Origin of the sequence: uncultured Campylobacter sp. (genome assembly GCF_937996225.1) — a bacterium.
In the GTDB taxonomy this organism is placed as follows: Bacteria; Campylobacterota; Campylobacteria; order Campylobacterales; family Campylobacteraceae; genus Campylobacter_B.
The window spans coordinates 15,297-32,640 of the sequence record NZ_CALKTC010000012.1; the positions used below are offsets into that span (position 1 = coordinate 15,297).

Below are 17,344 nucleotides of genomic sequence, written 5' to 3' on the forward strand. Positions count from 1 at the left end.
CCCTGAAATTTAGACCATCTCGCTATGGCTAGTCGAATTCTAAACGCGAATCAAAGCTAGCCAGAGCGCACGCCAACAGTGCATCGCCGAGCTTACTTTACCGCGGCGAGATAAAAATTTAAACCGCCGGCGAAACTGATTAAATTTTATAATGCCACGGCTCGGTCGTCAAATCAAAAATGCCGAGCCAGCCTTTGAGTTCGCGACCTCGCGTGAGCTTTTAAATTCGCCATGCCGCGTAAGCCCTTAAATTTAGTGCGGCGCGAGCGCACAGGGCACGAAATCGCACCTAGATCGCGGCGCAGCTTTTGATCTCGTCCTCGCTTACGATCTCATAGATCACGCCCGCGTTTTTGATAAACTCCTCCACGCGCGCGACGTGTGCGGGCTCTACGTTGATCACGAGGCTTCCGACGACGTTTTTATCGAGGCGCTCGAGCTTGCCCCAGACGATGTTAAAATTTATCTCCAAAGCGCGCGCCATATGCGTGATCACGCTGTCAAACGCGACCGCGGGCGGGAAAAAGAGCCTGATATTCACGCCGCTTGCGGGCAGCACCTCCTCCTCGCCCAAAAACTCCTTCATATTCTCATCCGGATGCAAAAACAGCGAGACGATATCGCCCGAGCTGCTCACGCGCCCGCCCTTAAGCAGGATTGCACGCTGCGCGATGCCCTTTACGACCTCCATCTCATGCGTGACGAGCACGATCGTGATGCCTAGCGTATTGTTTATGCGGCGCAGAAGCGATAAAATTTGCGCGGTGGTATTTGGATCAAGCGCCGAGGTCGCCTCGTCGGAAAGCAAAATTTTAGGGCTTAATGCAAGCGCGCGCGCAATCGCCACGCGCTGCTTCTGTCCGCCGCTAAGCTCGCTAGGATAGGCGTTTGCTTTATCCGCAAGCCCCACGAGCTCCAAAAGCTCGGCTACGCGGCGCTTCGTGCGATCCTCGGGATGACCCCAAAACGCAAGCGGCGTGGCGACGTTTTGCGCGACGCTGCGGCGGCTCATCAGTGCAAAGTGCTGAAAAATCATACCGATATTTTTGCGCAGCTCGCGGATCTGAGTGGCGCTTAGCTCTCTTACCTCCCTGCCCTCTACCTTAAGGCTTCCTTCTTGATAGTCCTCAAGGCCGTTTATGCAGCGCAGCAGAGTGCTTTTACCCGCGCCGCTGCGACCGACGATGGCAAAAATTTCGCCCTGTTTCACCTCCAGGCTCACATCGTCGATCACGCAGGTTTTTCCGTAAAATTTCTTTAAATTTTCTATCTTTATCACTCAGATTTCCTCGTTCATAATTCCGCCGAAACGCCCCAGAAATTTATAAAATTTCGCGCCTTAGCTCATCTGCGCTCTTTGGCGAAAGAAGCGCCGGAGCGATGTCAAACACGCTAAATGCGCCGCGCTCGCCCTTTTGCGCCAAGCGATACACTGCGCGGGCGTAGGCTACGAGCACGCTTGCGGTAAATTCGGGATTTGAATCAAGCTTTAGCGAAAACTCGATCAAGTGTTTATTTTCGCCGTGCTCGCCAGTCGCTCCGCTTCGCAGGACGAATCCTCCGTGAGGGATGCCGCCGTGCTCTTTTTTAAGCGTTGCAAGACCCACGAAATGCACGCTCGTGTCGTAGTCGGCGAAGTAGTTTGGCATCGTTTTTATCTCGTGCTCGATGCGCGCTTTATCGGCGCCCTCTTCGGCCACGACGTAGCACTCGCGCAGATGTTTTTCACGCGTAGTTAAATTTGGATTTTCGCCCGCGCGAACTCGCTCCAAGGCGCTTTCTATCGGCACGGTATATTGGCGCGCATCCACGACGCCCTCGATCCTGCGGATGGCGTCTGAGTGGCCTTGGCTTACGCCTTTACCCCAAAACGTATAACTGCTGCCGTTTTCTAGCACGCTCTCGCCAAATAATCTATTTAGCGAAAACAGTCCCGGATCCCAGCCCACGGCGATGATGCCTACGTTTCCGCCCGCTTTGGCTGCGGCGTCTACCGCGGCGAAGTGCTCAGGGATTTTTGCGTGCGTATCAAAGCTATCGACGACGTTAAAATCTTTTGCAAACTCCGGCGTCTGCGTCGGAAGATCCGTCGCGCTGCCGCCGCAAAGCACCAAAACGTCAAATTTGCCCTTGTGCGATAAAATTTCATCTGCGCTAAATACCGGCGCGCCGCACGTTTTCACGCTGTGCGGCTCGCGGCGAGAAAACACCGCCGAAAGCTGCAAATCCTTGCTATTTCGCACGGCAAGCTCTACGCCGCGACCTAAATTTCCATATCCCAAAACCGCTATTTTTATTTTTTCGCTCATTTTTTATCCTTCAAATTTTAAAATTTAGCGCGTAAAACGGCGCGCCGCCGATGAAATTTTACCTCAGTAAGAAATAATAAATCACGTATAACCAACTTAAAAATCCGTGGATTATCGCCCACATTATGCTTTTATTGACTCCCCATGATAGTGCGACGGCTATGACCGTGCCTAACGTAAATCCACCGATACTACCTTTTGACATATTTTTCTCCTTAATTTAAAATTTAAGCTCAAACTAGCGGGCTACTCGCCAAACGCCTTTAGCTCGTCGCATACTTTGGCGAATTTTTCCTGCGCGCTTTGCAACCCTTCGCGGTTTGCGGCGACGACGGCGGCAGGCGCGGAGGAAATAAATTTTTCATTGCCAAGCATTGCAGAGAGCTTTTCGATCTCTTTTTGCAGCTTTGCTTTTTGCGCGTTAAGGCGCGAAATCACGCCGCTAAGATCGACCCCCTCAAGCGGCACGAAGCTTTCTAAATTCTCGCTTACGTCGCGGGCGGAATTTGCGATATTTTGCTGCGTAAATTCCACTTCATTTACCTTGGCAAGCGTTTTGATATAATCCGCGGCGGCGCTTAGATCGACTGCGGATTTGACGTAGGCTTTGGCTACGCGCACATTGCCGAGCTCGATCGTCGCCTTTGCGCGGCGAATGCTAACGATCGCTTCGATAAGAAGCGAAAATAACTCTTCGATCCGCTCGTCGCGCTCGCCTGGCCGCGGGTATCTCATCACCATGATGGAGCGCGCGTCTTGCAGCTTCGTGCCGCTTAGCTCCTGATACAGATACTCGCTTAGAAACGGCATAAACGGGCTTAGCAGCTTCATCGCTTCTTTAAAAATCATCCCTAGCTCGCCTATCGCGGCCTTGTCCGCCTTGCTAAGCTCAATGCCCCAGTCGCAAAACTCGTCCCAAAAAAACTTATAAAGCTCGGTCGCAGCGTCGTTGAAGCGGTATTCGTCCAAATTTTCCCGCACCGCGCCCACGCAGCAGTTAAAGCGCGAAAGCATATATTTGCCGAGGCTCGTTTTGATCCGCGCCGCGTCTAAATCGTCAAATTTAGAAGCGTTTAAAAGCAAAAATTTGCTCGCGTTATAAAGCTTATTCGTAAAATTTCGATATATCAAAAGCTTATCGTCGCTAAGGCGCAGATCGCGCCCCTGCACGCACAAAATCGTAAGCGTAAAGCGCAAAATATCGGCGCTAAATTCATCGATTTTTAGCAGCGGATCGACTACGTTTTTGCTCGATTTGCTCATCTTTTTGCCGTCTTTGTCCTTAACTAAGGCGTGCAGATAGATGTCGCGAAACGGCAGCTCGCCCATGGCGTTTTGGCACTGAAACATCATGCGCGCGACCCAGAAAAACAAAATGTCAAAGCCCGTAATCAGCATGGTATTCGGATAAAATTCGCTCAAATCCTCCTCAAACCACTTCTCGTTTTTTAGCGCCTCGCCGTTGCCCCAGCCAAGCGTGCTGATCGGCCAAAGACCGCTTGAAAACCACGTGTCGAGCACGTCGGGATCTTGGGTAAAATTTTTACCGCCGCATTTCGGGCAGACATCGGGATATTCTCGCTCATCCGCCCACTGATGACCACAGTCGCAGTAAAACACGGGAATTCTATGCCCCCACCACAGCTGGCGACTGATGCACCAGTCCTTCAGCTCGCGCATCCAGGCGTTGAAGCTGTTGATCCAGTGCTTCGGGAAAAATTCCGCCTCGCCCGCATTTACTCTGGCGATCGCATCTTTTGCGATATCTGCGCGCACGAACCACTGCTGCGAGATGTACGGCTCGACAACGTTTTTGCAGCGGTAGCAATAGCCGACTTGATTTTCGTAATCCTCGATTTTTTCGATAAAGCCCAGCCTATCAAGCTCTGCTACGATCTGATCGCGCGCGGCAAGTCGCTCTAAGCCTTTGAATTTACCGCACTGCTCGTTTAAAACTCCTTTTTCGTCAAAAACGGTGATAAACTCCAGCTCGTGGCGCTTGCCGACCTCGTAGTCGTTGGTATCGTGCGCCGGCGTGACCTTCACGGCGCCCGTTCCAAAGCTCATATCGACGTATTCGTCGGCGATGATCTCGATCTCGCGGCCGATTAGCGGCAACACGACTTTTTTGCCGATCAAATTTTTATAGCGCTCGTCCGCAGGATTTACCATTACGGCGGTATCACCGAAGTAGGTCTCAGGGCGCGTAGTAGCGACCACGATAAATTTATCTTGTCCGTCCGCAAAGTAATAACGCAAATGATAGAGTTTACCCTTGTTCTCCTTATGCTCTACCTCCACGTCGCTTAGCGCGCCGTCGTGCGTGCACCAATTTACCATGTAGTTTCCGCGCACGATGAGCCCCGCGTCGTATAAGCTTACGAAGGCTTTGCGAACGGCGTTTTTAAGCCCTTCGTCCATCGTGAAGCGCTGTCTGCTCCACGCGGGCGTGACGCCCAGGCGCTTCATCTGCTTTACGATCTGCCCGCCGCTTTGCTCTTTCCAGTGCCAAACGTGCTTTAAAAACTCCTCGCGCCCTATCTCTTCTTTTTTAATCCCTTGCGTCAAAAGCTCGCGCTCGACGACGTTTTGCGTCGCGATGCCTGCGTGGTCTAACCCCGGTTGCCAAAGCGTACGGTAGCCGTCCATTCGCTTGTATCGCGTCATAATGTCTTGCAGCGTATAAGTGAGCGAGTGCCCGATATGAAGCACTCCGGTGACGTTTGGAGGGGGCATCATAATGCAAAAGTTTTTGCCTTTTTGCTGGATATCTTTATTGCCGTCGATCTCGAAGTAGCCGCGCTGCTCCCAAATTTTATAAAAGCTCTCCTCTACGGCTTTCGCGTCGTAAAAATCTGCCATTTTCAGCCTTTTTTTAAAATTTTAAATTTTGCGATTTTAGCGGAATTTATGTAAAGCGCTCATTAAAGCGTGCCAATTCTGCATTATACAATAAAATGTAGTATTTAAATATATATATAAATATCGAATTTTAGAATATTTTAGATAAAATTTTAAAAAATCATATAAAAACACTTGACATTAAAAATTCTACCTGCTATAATACCGCGAAATTTTAACCAAAAGGATTAAATATGAAGAAATTTCTTCTCGCTTCGCTTCTTAGCGCCAGCGTCGTCAGCTTCGCTCTTGCCGAAAAAATCGTAGTCGCCGCTACTCCGATACCGCATGCCGAAATTTTAGAGCAGATCAAGCCTGATCTAAAAGCCCAAGGTTACGATCTTGAGGTCAAGGTTTTTAACGACTACGTAACCCCGAACCTCGCTACCGATAGCGGCGACGTGGATGCCGGATTTTTCCAGCACGTGCCGTATATGGAGGAATTTAACGCCAACAAAGGCACGAAGTTAAAAGCGACCGTGGGCGTACATTTAGAGCCGATGGGCATCTACAGCCATAAGATTAAAAATTTAAAAGATCTTAAAAACGGTGCCAAAGTTGCCGTGCCGAACGATCCGACTAACGAAAGCCGCGCTCTTGATCTGCTCGTAGCCGCAGGGCTCATCGAAGTTGATCAAAACGCCAAGCTTCGCACGCCGTTAGATGTCACGAAAAACCCTAAAAATTTAGAAATTTTAGAGCTTGAAGGCGCCGCGCTTCCACGCACCCTGGGCGATGTCGATATTGCAGTCATCAACTCAAATTTTGCCTTTAACGCAAATTTAAACCCGATCAAAGATTCGCTATTTTTAGAAAAGGCTGAGGGCAACCCTTATACAAATGTTATTAGCGTTAAAGAAGGCAACGAAAACAGCCCTAAAATCAAGGCGCTAGATAAAGCGATTCAAAGCGAGAAAGTGAAAAAATTTATCGAGACGCAATATAAAGGCGCAATCATCCCGTCGTTTTAACTCCCCTCTTTTTAAAATTCGGCGCAGGATTCGCGCCGAATTTGCTAGCATTCGCTATTTTGTTTACTATCTTTTTTTATAATTGCGCGAAATTTACCGAATAAAGGAAAAATAATGAAAAGAATTTTATCTTTCAGCTTTGTTGCCGCTATGGCTATATCTTCGCTTAATGCAGGCGTTTTAGCTACTGCAAAAGACGCAAATATCACTATTACGGATGAGGATGTCGCACCGTTTTTAGCTCAAGGTATGCAGCACGGCGGACAGGAACCGACCGCCGATGAGAAGAAAAAACTAATCGATGATCTAATCAAATACAAACTTCTAATCGCAGAGGCGAAAAAATCAGGTATTGAAAACAGCGACGAATATAAACATCAGCTAGAGCTTGCTAAAGATGGCATTGCATTTAATCTATGGCAACGCGAGCAAGCTAAAGACGTAAGCGTCAGCGACGAGGAAGCTAAAAAAATTTATGATGAAAATAAACAGAATTTCATGCAACCAGATTCCGTTACCGCAAGTCATATCTTAGTAGCAGACGAAAAGGCTGCTAAAAACGCGATTGCGAAGCTATCAAAAGTCAAAAAAGAGAATTTAAAAGAGGAATTTAATAAGCTAGCCAAAGAAATTTCAATCGATCCAAGTGCGAAAGAAAACGGTGGCGATTTGGGCTCTTTTGGCAAAGGGATGATGGTGCCGGAGTTTGAAAAAGCAGCGTTTGCACTAAAAGATGGTGAGATGAGCAAAACGCCGGTAAAGACACAATTCGGATATCATGTAATCTACAAAGAAAGCAGCAAAAAGGCCGAGACTATGCCGTTTGAAAAGGTAAAAGATCTCATCAAAAATCAGCTACTTCCAAGCAAAGTAAACAAAAAAATCGATGACAAGGCTAATGAGCTATTCGGCAAACTAAACATCGAATACGCAAAATAGTTTAATTTTAAGGCGCGAGGCTATTAAATTTATATGCAAGTTCGCTGCGGCGCAACTTGCAGGGATAAATTTTAGCCCGCGCCTTTGTTTTATATACGCTAAATTTCGCGAAATTTTAAGCTCACTCTTGTATCGCCGGATTGTTAAATTCTAAACTTATTCGCTCTGCCGATGTTAAATTTTGCGGAATTTTAAGCGCAGCTGGTTTTTACACATTAAATCAAGGAATTCAAATGCTTTCTAATATCGTAAATTTTATCGTAGAATTTGTCGCGGGCTGGGGATACCTTGGCGTTTTTGTGATGATGTTTTTAGAAAGCAGCTTCTTTCCTTTCCCAAGTGAAGTCGTGATGATCCCTGCGGGCTATCTGGCCTCAAAATCGCAGATGAGCTTTGTTGCGGCATTTGTTTGTGGGCTTGGTGGTAGCATTACCGGCGCGCTGTTTAATTACTATCTATGCTACTTTTTTGGACGTAAGATTATCGCTAAATACGGCAAATACGTAGGCATCACCGAGGAGAAATTTGCAAAATTCGAAGCGTTTTTTAACCGCCATGGCGAAATTTCAACGTTTAACTGCCGCCTAATCCCTGGCATCCGTCAATACATCAGCCTTCCTGCGGGGCTTGCAAAGATGAATGTCGCGCGCTTCGTGCTATTTACCGGGCTTGGAGCTGCGATTTGGACATTAATACTGATGAGCTTAGGATATTTCATCGGCGAAAACGAGGAGCTAATCAAGCAAGATCTGCATCTAATTACGATCGCTTTGTTCGCCATCGTCATTATAATCTCGCTTCTATATGTTTATTTTATAAAACGCAAAAAATAGTTCCACGCCAGTAAATACAAATACAATGAAAAATTCCGCCTTTACCTCCTTTAACTTCAAATTTTTCAAATTATAATTTAAGCTAAACAAGAATTTTTATAATTTCACTTTCATAATCTGCGTGCGATACGATATTTCTGTTAAAGTGCAATTATGCCTTAGTATCGAATTCCAAAATATTTTTTAAGTAAAATTCTATTTAAAGTCTTAAACAATCATACTAATTTCTAAATTTTAATTTTTCGTTACGTTTTAAGCTGCTTTTAATACTAAAAGCTTTAAAATTCCATTAACAATTTCAACGAAAGGACTTATTATGGCAAAGACCAGAAAAGAACACGATTTCATCGGTGAATTAGAAATTTCCGACGATTTTTACTACGGTGTGCAAACATTTAGGGCACTAGAGAACTTCCATCTAAGCGGACGAGCGCTCAAAGACTATCCGTTTTTTATCAAAGCATTTGCGCAAATCAAAAAAGCAGCTGCACTAGCCAATAAAGAGGTCGGCGTCCTAGACGCACAAAAAGCCGATGCGATCGCAAAAGCTTGCGACAGGCTCATCGCAGGAGAGTTCAGAGATCAATTTGTAGTCGATATGATCCAAGGCGGCGCCGGAACTTCGACGAATATGAATACCAACGAGGTCATCACCAACATAGCTTTGGAGAGTATGGGACATAAAAAGGGCGAATACCAATTCCTTCATCCAAACGACCACACAAATTTGGGTCAAAGCACCAACGATACCTATCCTAGCTCGATCAAAGTCGCCGCTTACGCCAAGCTAACCGATCTACTAAAAGCTATGGAAAATTTGAAAAAAGAGCTTGAAGTTAAAGCCAAAGAATACAAAGATGTCATCAAAATGGGAAGGACGGAGCTTGAGGACGCCGTTCCTACTACTCTTGGAAACACTTTCAACGCTTTTGCTACTTACATCAAAACCGATATCGCGCTTATCAAAGCCGCTAGAGAGTCGATGACTTACCTAAATATGGGCGCTACGGCGATTGGTACGGGCATCAACTGCCACCCTGATTACAAAAACGTAGTCGAGAAAAAACTAGGCGAAATCACCGGCGTTAAATTTAAAGCCGCAGAGGATTTCATCGCCGCTACGCAAGACACTGCGGACTTCGTCCACGTTAGTGGCGCATTAAAAACAGCAGCCGTCCGCCTAAGTAAAATCGCAAACGACCTACGTCTTATGAACTCCGGTCCTAGATGCGGACTAGGCGAAATCGAGCTTCCTAAGATGCAACCAGGCAGCTCCATCATGCCGGGCAAAGTAAACCCAGTCATCGCCGAGGTCGTAGGCGAGGCTTGCTACGAGGTTATCGGCAACGACGTTACGATTATGCTTTGCTCAGAGCGCGGAGAATTCGAGCTTAATGCGTTTGAGCCTGGCATCGCATATGCGTTATTTAACTCGATCGTGCTTTTGGAAAATGCGATGAATACACTAGCTGAAAAAGCTATCAAACACCTAAAAGCAAACCCTGAAGCTTGCCTAAAATCGGTGTTAAATTCCGTCGGTATCGTTACGGCGTTTAATCCTTACATTGGCTACGAGAAATCCGCAAGTATCGCCAAAGAGGCACTTCAGACCGGAAAATCTGTCGGCGAAATCTGCCTAGAGCGCGGATATTTGAAAAAAGAGGAGATCGATAAGATCCTAGAGCCTAAATCTATGCTCAACCCACATATGAGCAAAAAATAGTTCCAAACTAGGTGCGGCGCGGAATTTCGTCGGTTAATTTAATAGGCGAAATTCCACAAAGTAGAATTCTATTATAATATAGATAAGATTGATCGTGCAGAATTCCGTAGATGCAGAATTTCATCAAGTTAGATTTAGCTTCCGTGGAGTAAAATTCCACTTGCGAAATTTTAGGATAAAATTCCGCATAGAATTCCGACCACTGAATTATAAAGATAATTCGGATTTTACCTGCTGAAATCTTTAGAATTCTGCGCGCCGTTAAAAAAATTACTTTATAAGGAGTTTTGCAATGGACTTTATGGTGATATTGCAATTTATCGTTTTGCTAGGCGGCATCTACCTAGGCGTTAAGCTAGGCGGCATGGGCGTCGGTTATGCAGGCGGCTTGGGCGTTGTCATCCTAGCCATTTTGGGTATGAAGGTCGATATGAAGGATATCCCGATTGACGTTATTCTAATTATCGCATCGGTAATCTCCGCGATTACGGCGCTGCAAGTCGCAGGCGGACTTGATTATTTGGTTCAGGTAGCATCTAAAATTTTAAGGAAAAATCCTAAGCAGATCAACTTCCTAGCGCCTATCGTTACCTATCTACTTACGATACTTGCGGGCACCGGACATACTGCATTTTCTATGATCCCGGTTATCGTCGAGGTCGCAAAGACGCAGAACATCAAACCTTCCGCTCCTCTTGCGCTCTCGGTCGTTTCATCTCAGGTAGCGATCACTGCGAGCCCTATTTCAGCGGCGTTCGTCGCCATGAGCGGCTTGTGCGAGAAGCTAGGCGTTAGCTATCCTAAACTTTTGTTTATCTGCATCTCTACTACCTTCGTAGCTATGATCATCACGGCTTTCATCGTAAATAAATTCTACGATCTTGATCTTTCAAAAGACCCTGTTTACAAAGAGAGGCTTTCAAAAGGTCTTGTAGCCGAGATCAAAGCCGAGGAGTATAAAGAGCCGAAGCCTTATGCGAAAAGATCGGTTGCGATATTTGCTGTCGGCGTTTTGATCGTCGTTTGCTATGCGCTTGCGATCTCAAAGAGCGTCGGTTTGGTGGAAAAACCAATCCTTTCAAGAGATAGCGCGATCATCAGCTTTATGCTAACTATCGGCTTTCTTATCGCTGTTTTGTGCAAGATCGATACGGGCAAACTGCTCTCTACCAGCACTTTCCAAAGCGGTATGAATGCGTGCATCTGCGTCATCGGTATCGCGTGGCTCGGTACTACTTTCGTAAACGGTCACATCGACAGCATCAAAGAGGTAGCTAAAAACGTCGTTACGCAGTATCCTTTCGTACTAGCCGTCGCGCTATACTTCCTAAGCTGCTTGCTATACTCACAGGCTGCGACCACAAAGGTTATGATGCCTGCTGTTGCCGCCGCGCTTGGAATGACTAGCCCTGAAAATTCCGGTCAAATTTGGATCTTGGTCGCATCGTTCGCAGCCGTTTCGGGCTTGTTCGTGCTCCCTACCTATCCTACGACGCTCGGCGCGATCGCAATGGACGATACCGGAACAACTAGAGTCGGTAAATTTGTATTTAACCACTCATTCTTCCTTCCGGGAACCATTATGGTTGCGCTTTCGGTTGCTCTAGGATTTATCGTAGCTCCTGCGCTAATCTAAGATTAGTATTCCTTTCATTTGCGCCGAATTTTTCGGCGCATTTTTCATACCATTTAAAATTTTTAATACAATTTAATAGATAAAATTCTATCGATTTTGGGGCCTGCCGTATTTGCTTATAAATTTAACTTCTAATCGCATGCAAAAAACTACAAGTCTTCCGGTAGTATTTGAGTGGAAGTAAAAATTTTATTTGAAATTTCATATCCATATTATGCTAGATGATAAATCAAAATTTCAGCCAAAAAACATATAATGTAAGAAATTTAAAACAAGGATAAAATATGAAAAATCTCATCATCATCGCTCATCCCGATATGGCAAGCTCGCACGCAAACAAGGCGTGGCGCGAGGTAGCCAAAAAGCAAGCGGATAAATTTGATATTCACGAAATTTACGCCGCTTATCCGAACGGCAAAATAAACGTAGCGCGCGAGCAGGAGTTACTTTTAAGCCACGATAAAATTATCATTCAGTTTCCACTTTATTGGTACAGCTATCCGCCGCTTTTAAAGCAATGGTTCGACGATGTATTTGCCTACGGCTGGGCTTACGGCAGCACCGGCGACAAGCTAAAAGGTAAAGAATTCGCCCTAGCGATCACTATCGGCGACGAGCGAAACAACTATAAAAAAGACGGCACGATCGGATTTAACATAGAGGAAGTTATCACGCCTTTTAAATGCGCTATGAATTTTACAGGCGCCAAGCTGCTGCCGTGCCACTTTGGCTATGGATTTTCATTTCATCCAGATAGCGAATATATCGCAAAAAGTGCAGAAAAATACGAAGAATTTTTAGCAAAATTTTAAAATTTACAAAGGCAAAATCGCTTTTTTAGTCGCGAAATTTTATTTTAAAAAGTGGCGGATGAAGATCATCTTTTCATCCACACTACTCGATACGCTTCCTGCATCGATATTTTTGTGTTGCACACGCAACCTGCTGACATAATCTCCCATCCTTTTGATCGTAAAATTTTATTCCCTTCTCCTCTCCCCCTAAATGGGCAAAGTTTACGTTAAAAATTTATACGAAATTTTTCCGTATAGAGCATGCTTTAGTGCAGCCATATAAAAATCAATGAGCATAAAATTTTACCTAAAAATTTGCACCCGCTCGCAATAATACTCGTCTTAAATTTACATAAGACGTTAAAAAACTATGCATGTCCCGTCGTAGCTACTGCTTCAAACTCTCCGTTAAAATTATATTAAACTCGTAAAGTCGCGCGTTCACTATACGCTACCGGGCTTGTATTGCACTCACCAAGCTCATCCTCATCAATGTCAAAACAACAATCACTCATCTTGCTAGAAAGTGCGTCAGCTGGCAGGTATCAAGGAGAGTTACTGCGAAAGCGGTGCAAAATACGATACTTCCGCGCCGAGCTGCTTAGCGCTTGCTACTCTGCGCGCGTGCAAGCCCAAGATCCAAAAAGAGATTTAAAGTAAAGTAGCGCCTGCCACCCTACGCGCGTGCAGATAGCTTAAAGCTGCCAAAAAGTTTGCGCTCACTTCGCCACTGAGCGCAATTTGCCTATTGCGCGCCTATTAATGCTTTCAGATTTCAACCTGTTCGCTTTTACTTTCCGTCTTTAAATGCCTGCATACAGCTAGCTGCAAAGACGTATTAGCTGGATATGCCTTGTAGCTCGCCCCCCTCATACCCTAGATAAAAATCCGCCGTAATTTATGTAGATATTTGACAGCAGGATCGTTTGAATACGATCTTTCATATGAAGCCCAAAAACGCTACGCCGATACAGATGCGCACCATTTTTTTGCTCTGCGCGCGCTGCCTGCGTCGCTGCGGTCACAATTTTTCTGATACGACACTTAAAGACAACCTATCGCCAAAACTACCGAAAAGCTTTTAGCCTTGTTTTTTGCTTTAGAATTTAGTCTCAATCAGTTCTTTGCTAATAAACCGACAGAACTTCCATGCGTTTGGTATATCAGCTCATCCACGCGGAATTTAGCTAAATTTTTATTTGGATTCTTAAAAACGTGCCAACTTTTCTATCGCGTCTTATTTCGGATAACAGCAAAATTCTACCCCCACACTGTAAAGAGTTAAATTCTATCGAGCAAATTTATTAAAAATTTTAAGAGTAGCAGAAGTAGTAATAGATGATTAATGCTTTTCTATATAGATACCGACGCCAAATTTTAATAAAAAGATATCCATTAAATTTGCGCTTTTTAAATTAGCCAGCAAAAGCTTAAATTTCAAGGTTTCCAGCAAAAGCAAACCCCGCAATACTTCATTAAGCGGCGCAAAAGCCGCTTTAAATTTTACTCTGCGACGCGATTTACCCAGATCAAAAACTCATCGCTTGGGTTCTCGTCGTCCAAATGCGCGGGCGTGACGAGCTCAAGCGCGGTTTGTGGGATCGTCGTTTTAAACCTGTCCTTGAGCCACTGCTGAAATTCTACGTTTGGATGCACGATAAAGTCGTCGCTGTTTGGCGGCGCGCTAAAATCCTCATCCCAGCAGATCTCATCGTATCCGACCGCGAGCAATCGCAAAAAATCAAGCCCGCTGCGAGCCAAAACGCAGGTCATGCTCGAGCCTGAGCCAGAGCCCATGTGCGGGGTCTAGTCTCGCCCGCATCGTCCAGCCACAGCGCGCACATCGAGCCTTCCGAGCCGCTGCCTGCGAACACGCAAAGCCGCTGCTTGATCTCCGCGGCAAGCTCGCGATCCTCGCCGTAAAACCAATACCTTAGCTCTTCGTCGCGATTTTTCGGCTCATCCGTGAAAAATACGATGTCCGTGCCGCCCTCGCGCTCATCGTCGCTCCAGCTCTGCCGTAGCCGATCCTGCGGGTAGAGATAGCCGCGTCTGCGCCCGCCCGCGTCGTCATAAAAGCCGTTTGCTTCGATCCACGCATAAAGCGCCTCAAGTTCGCTTGGCACGCGCATGTCCTGCGGTAGCGCCTCGCGCAACTGCACTAACAATAAATTTTCCACGATCGCTCCTTTTGCTAAATTTGCCGCTCAAATTTTACTCCGTTTTGGCTAAATTTACGAATATTTTGTCTAATATCTGCGGCGTTTTACGCGCCTCGTCGCCGCAAGCGCAAATCGGGCTCTTTAAATTTAGCCGATTTTCGTTGCTATACGTACGCGGCGTCGACGTGAGCGCATATTTAAAAAAGGGTATGAGAATTTTAAGTAGAAAAATGCGTAAAATTTTACGACTTAAATTTTACTATTTTAAGGCCTCTTTGTTTTTGCAGAAATTTGCGGTTTTAAATTTAGCTCGCCGCAAAGAGTAAAATTTTAGCGATACCTATAAATTTAAAATTTCTCGCGCCTTTCGTTTGCAAGCCTCAAATTTTTGCTCAAACTCCGCGCGCCTTTGCAGCTCGTTTTTCGCCCCCATTTTGGTGTATCCCGAGCCTTGCCCCAGAAAATATACATAGCCGGTATCTTTAAACTCCACCGCAAGCGGCATTTGCGCACCCTCTATGCCCTCGCAAATAAGCTGCGCAAGCGCATACTCCTTCAGCGCAAAGGCGTGCGGATACAGGCTTATCTTTTTTAGATTTTTAAGAGCGGCGAGCGGCAAGAGCGCCGGATATGGGGCCTTACACTTTATCCAGGTTAGTTTTAGCACTTCAAGACCGCATAGGCCTTTGAGAAACTCGAAATCTACAATCGGCTGATCCCAATCCAGCGTACCGTTAATACACAAATATCGCAGCGAGGCTATGCCGCTAAGCCCCGAAAAATCGCTCACTCTGCGTAAATTTTCAAAATGCGCCGATCTTAAGTTTTTCAGCTCGCACAGAGGCGAAAGATCGCAAAATCCCGATACGTATTCCAAAACGAGCTCCTGCAAAAGCGGCAGCTCGGCAAGAAAGTCGATATTTTTAACTTGAACCCTCGTAATGCGCAAACGCTTAAGCTGCCTAAGTCTCGGTAGTGCGGCGATCTGCTCCTTGCTCGGAAGATGCAAGGTAAGCTCCTGCAGATCCCCACACTCAAAAATCTGCTCCCAAAAAGGAGTATCTGCCTAGGTAGTAGCGATCTGCAAGCTCTGATTATCCGCCACGGGCCCGTTTAGCGCGAATGCAAAACGCTCGCGGTTGGGCACCATCGCCCAGTAATCATCCTTTCAGTCTAGCAGATACGCAAAGTGATGTATCATTTGCAATCTCCGTTTTTAAAATTTTAAAGTGCGTGATTTTATCGCGCAAGCGGTGCACTAAATTTAAGCCCGTCTATCGAGCTCGCAAAACTCCTTTTCAAACTATGCCGCCATAAAATTTAGGCTCGCTGCGGCTCGGCCCGCAAATACCTCCGCCGCCGCAATAACTCGCCGCAGTAGTTTGCCGCAGTAGTTTGCCTTTAAATTTAAGCCCGCCGGGCTCTAGTCAAATTTAAAGCCGCTCAAGCTTTTGTTAAATCAAACTCACGCGCTTCAAATTTGCAAATTTCACGCCGCTTGAGCGGGCGGACAAACAGAATTTAGTCTAAATTCCAAGCTCGGCTCTTACGAGCGCTTCGTTTTGCGGCGTCAAAAAGCCCGCGATATCCTGCCACATGGAGTGAAAGCCGTATCCGCCCTCTATCATCTCGCTGCGTGCGGCGTCCAGGCTCCAGCCCTGATAGATCACACGGTACATCGCCACCACAAGCCCCGTGCGATCGGCTCCGTGATAGCAGTGCACGAGCACGGCGCCCTCCTTTTGGCGCTTGCGAATAGTGCGCAAGACGTCCGCTATCTGCGCGGGCTTTATCTACCAGCTTTGAAGCGGCTTGTTCGCGAGCCAAAATTGATCCCCAAATGCCCTTCTATCGCCGCCTCTGCTAAAATGACGCAGATTTACGATGCTTTTGATACCAAGCTCGTGCAGCTTTGCGGCGTAGCTTCTATCAAGCTGAGCGCTGCGAAATAGCAGCTCGTCCACGCGGTAGAAATTTTTCGCTTCGTCGATGAGGGTTACTTTTTGCGATGAGTTTGGGTTTGTGCCGCGTGCTGCGGTACCTGCGTTTTCAAATCGCGCGTTTTGAAATTTGGCGTCTTTTGCGTCCGCGAGATTTTGCTCAGCGTCGCTCGTTTTTCTAAAATTTATGGAATTCGCTTCTGTCACAAGCTCCGCATTTACGCCGGTCGCAAAGCAAAATACAGCCGCTAGTGCAAGGGTTTTAAATTTCAAATTTCATCCTTTAAATTTGGCTAAATTTTATGATTTTTGTAAAATTTGACGCTAGACAGGTCAAAATGCAAAATGGCAAGCGCGCCTAAATTTAACGCAAAATTTGAGCGTCAAACCCGCCAAAATCGCCGCTAAATTTTGCCGCGAGCCCGCAAGTCGCGCCGATAAAATTAAAATTTCGTTTTAAAATTTCCCCGTTCCCACCCTTGGTATCGCTAGATCAGTACGCGGTAGTTACATTGCGTAGTTACATTGCCCCTGTAAATTTACTGAAAATAAATCGTAAAAGGGGTGCGCCCGTTTCCGCGAGCGCTGCCATAAACCTGCTTTGCAGGTGAGTTTCGTACTCGCCTCTTGCGATACTTACCCGAAATTTTTCTAAATTTTACGCTTTTAGCTTTCGATCAGATCGGTCTGCCAATTTGCGCCTTGCAGCGTCGTATCAAGCTGCCTGATCTGTCTAGCTAGCTCGTCCACCTGCTTTTGCAGCGCCGCGACGTCGACCGTGCTTAAAATTTTAATCTCGCTGCGCGAATACGCATCCACTTTTTGCGCGGCGACTTGTGCGAATGCACGCAGTGCGCCCGCTTTTAACGTGAGTATGTCGCGCTTGGCGATTAGCTCGGTTAGGCTCTTGCCGTCCGCTTTTGCGATGCAGTTGGTTAAATTTATCCGAACTATCAGGCGCTCAAGCTCGCCCGTGAGCGCATCCAGCTCGGCTAGCAACGCCTTTGGCTCTTCGCTAGGCTTTTCTCCCTCTTGCACCTTTGCGTTATCCGCGAGCCTTGATTTTAGCTGCTCGATGCGTTTTTGTATGTCGGCGCGCAGTATCAGCGCCTCGGCCAGTTTCATTTTCGTCCTTT

At 46.4% G+C, this 17,344-nt stretch carries 16 protein-coding genes; 6 read left to right on the forward strand and 10 right to left on the reverse strand.

The genetic code is table 11. From position 1 onward, the window contains the following. Positions 1–289: 289 nt before the first annotated feature. Genes Q0174_RS01465 through Q0174_RS01480 form a run of 4 tightly spaced genes read right to left on the reverse strand, consistent with a single transcriptional unit; the run spans position 290 to position 5,171 of the window. Positions 290–1,279 (reverse strand): methionine ABC transporter ATP-binding protein, encoded by a 990-nt coding sequence (locus Q0174_RS01465; protein WP_298041192.1) that lies wholly within the window; start codon positions 1,277–1,279, stop codon positions 290–292. 43 nt (positions 1,280–1,322) lie between these two features. Next, the gene (locus tag Q0174_RS01470) at positions 1,323–2,309 is read right to left on the reverse strand and encodes a diaminopimelate dehydrogenase (protein WP_298041194.1); all 987 of its coding nucleotides are present in this window, start codon (positions 2,307–2,309) and stop codon (positions 1,323–1,325) included. Positions 2,310–2,367: 58 nt separating this feature from the next. Continuing rightward, on the reverse strand, positions 2,368–2,514 hold the full coding sequence (locus Q0174_RS01475) for a hypothetical protein (RefSeq protein ID WP_297880516.1): 147 nt from the start codon (positions 2,512–2,514) through the stop codon (positions 2,368–2,370). 41 nt (positions 2,515–2,555) lie between these two features. Next, a complete protein-coding gene (locus Q0174_RS01480) occupies positions 2,556–5,171 on the reverse strand; it encodes a valine--tRNA ligase (protein WP_298041196.1) in 2,616 nt (871 codons plus the stop codon). Between the two features lie 233 nt (positions 5,172–5,404). Here Q0174_RS01480 and Q0174_RS01485 point away from each other — a divergent pair, with 233 nt between their 5' ends. The 6 genes from Q0174_RS01485 to Q0174_RS01510 all read left to right on the forward strand — a co-directional run bounded on the left by Q0174_RS01485 (position 5,405) and on the right by Q0174_RS01510 (position 12,124). Continuing rightward, positions 5,405–6,181, forward strand: a complete 777-nt coding sequence (locus tag Q0174_RS01485) for a MetQ/NlpA family ABC transporter substrate-binding protein (RefSeq protein ID WP_005870677.1) — start codon at positions 5,405–5,407, stop codon at positions 6,179–6,181. A gap of 114 nt (positions 6,182–6,295) precedes the next feature. Continuing rightward, on the forward strand, positions 6,296–7,120 hold the full coding sequence (locus Q0174_RS01490) for a peptidyl-prolyl cis-trans isomerase (RefSeq protein ID WP_005870679.1): 825 nt from the start codon (positions 6,296–6,298) through the stop codon (positions 7,118–7,120). A gap of 233 nt (positions 7,121–7,353) precedes the next feature. Continuing rightward, entirely contained in the window at positions 7,354–7,953 is a 600-nt protein-coding gene (locus Q0174_RS01495; protein WP_298041198.1) for a DedA family protein, read from the forward strand. Between the two features lie 316 nt (positions 7,954–8,269). Then, positions 8,270–9,676: an aspartate ammonia-lyase gene (locus Q0174_RS01500; RefSeq protein ID WP_298041200.1), complete on the forward strand. Its 1,407-nt coding sequence runs from the start codon at positions 8,270–8,272 to the stop codon at positions 9,674–9,676. Positions 9,677–9,968: 292 nt separating this feature from the next. Then, the gene (locus Q0174_RS01505; protein ID WP_298041202.1) at positions 9,969–11,312 is read left to right on the forward strand and encodes an anaerobic C4-dicarboxylate transporter; all 1,344 of its coding nucleotides are present in this window, start codon (positions 9,969–9,971) and stop codon (positions 11,310–11,312) included. Between the two features lie 284 nt (positions 11,313–11,596). Beyond that, the gene (locus Q0174_RS01510; RefSeq protein ID WP_298041204.1) at positions 11,597–12,124 is read left to right on the forward strand and encodes an NAD(P)H-dependent oxidoreductase; all 528 of its coding nucleotides are present in this window, start codon (positions 11,597–11,599) and stop codon (positions 12,122–12,124) included. Between the two features lie 1,485 nt (positions 12,125–13,609). On the opposite strand, the gene Q0174_RS01515 is transcribed toward Q0174_RS01510, so the two are convergent. From Q0174_RS01515 to Q0174_RS01540, 6 genes are all read right to left on the reverse strand, one after another. Next, positions 13,610–13,879, reverse strand: a complete 270-nt coding sequence (locus Q0174_RS01515) for a hypothetical protein (protein ID WP_298041206.1) — start codon at positions 13,877–13,879, stop codon at positions 13,610–13,612. Further along, entirely contained in the window at positions 13,876–14,286 is a 411-nt protein-coding gene (locus Q0174_RS01520) for a hypothetical protein (protein WP_298041207.1), read from the reverse strand. The genes Q0174_RS01515 and Q0174_RS01520 overlap by 4 nt, the downstream gene beginning before the upstream one ends. A gap of 322 nt (positions 14,287–14,608) precedes the next feature. Further along, entirely contained in the window at positions 14,609–15,277 is a 669-nt protein-coding gene (locus tag Q0174_RS01525; protein ID WP_298041209.1) for a hypothetical protein, read from the reverse strand. 517 nt (positions 15,278–15,794) lie between these two features. Further along, positions 15,795–16,061 (reverse strand): tyrosine-protein phosphatase, encoded by a 267-nt coding sequence (locus Q0174_RS01530; RefSeq protein WP_366112438.1) that lies wholly within the window; start codon positions 16,059–16,061, stop codon positions 15,795–15,797. Further along, entirely contained in the window at positions 16,062–16,481 is a 420-nt protein-coding gene (locus Q0174_RS01535) for a hypothetical protein (protein WP_298041211.1), read from the reverse strand. It abuts the gene before it with no gap. A 393-nt stretch (positions 16,482–16,874) separates the two neighbouring features. Further along, a complete protein-coding gene (locus tag Q0174_RS01540) occupies positions 16,875–17,333 on the reverse strand; it encodes a DIP1984 family protein (protein WP_298041213.1) in 459 nt (152 codons plus the stop codon). Positions 17,334–17,344 lie beyond the last annotated feature (11 nt).

Excerpts from the sequence above, each read along its gene's own strand:
- Q0174_RS01485 (WP_005870677.1), top strand. The coding sequence starts at position 5,405 with ATGAAGAAATTTCTTCTCGCTTCGCTTCTTAGCGCCAGCGTCGTCAGC.
- Q0174_RS01500 (WP_298041200.1), top strand. The coding sequence starts at position 8,270 with ATGGCAAAGACCAGAAAAGAACACGATTTCATCGGTGAATTAGAAATT.
- Q0174_RS01510 (WP_298041204.1), top strand. The coding sequence starts at position 11,597 with ATGAAAAATCTCATCATCATCGCTCATCCCGATATGGCAAGCTCGCAC.
- Q0174_RS01515 (WP_298041206.1), bottom strand. The coding sequence starts at position 13,879 with ATGACCTGCGTTTTGGCTCGCAGCGGGCTTGATTTTTTGCGATTGCTC.
- Q0174_RS01490 (WP_005870679.1), top strand. The coding sequence starts at position 6,296 with ATGAAAAGAATTTTATCTTTCAGCTTTGTTGCCGCTATGGCTATATCT.
- Q0174_RS01495 (WP_298041198.1), top strand. The coding sequence starts at position 7,354 with ATGCTTTCTAATATCGTAAATTTTATCGTAGAATTTGTCGCGGGCTGG.
- Q0174_RS01480 (WP_298041196.1), bottom strand. The coding sequence starts at position 5,171 with ATGGCAGATTTTTACGACGCGAAAGCCGTAGAGGAGAGCTTTTATAAA.
- Q0174_RS01505 (WP_298041202.1), top strand. The coding sequence starts at position 9,969 with ATGGACTTTATGGTGATATTGCAATTTATCGTTTTGCTAGGCGGCATC.
- Q0174_RS01470 (WP_298041194.1), bottom strand. The coding sequence starts at position 2,309 with ATGAGCGAAAAAATAAAAATAGCGGTTTTGGGATATGGAAATTTAGGT.
- Q0174_RS01475 (WP_297880516.1), bottom strand. The coding sequence starts at position 2,514 with ATGTCAAAAGGTAGTATCGGTGGATTTACGTTAGGCACGGTCATAGCC.
- Q0174_RS01540 (WP_298041213.1), bottom strand. The coding sequence starts at position 17,333 with ATGAAACTGGCCGAGGCGCTGATACTGCGCGCCGACATACAAAAACGC.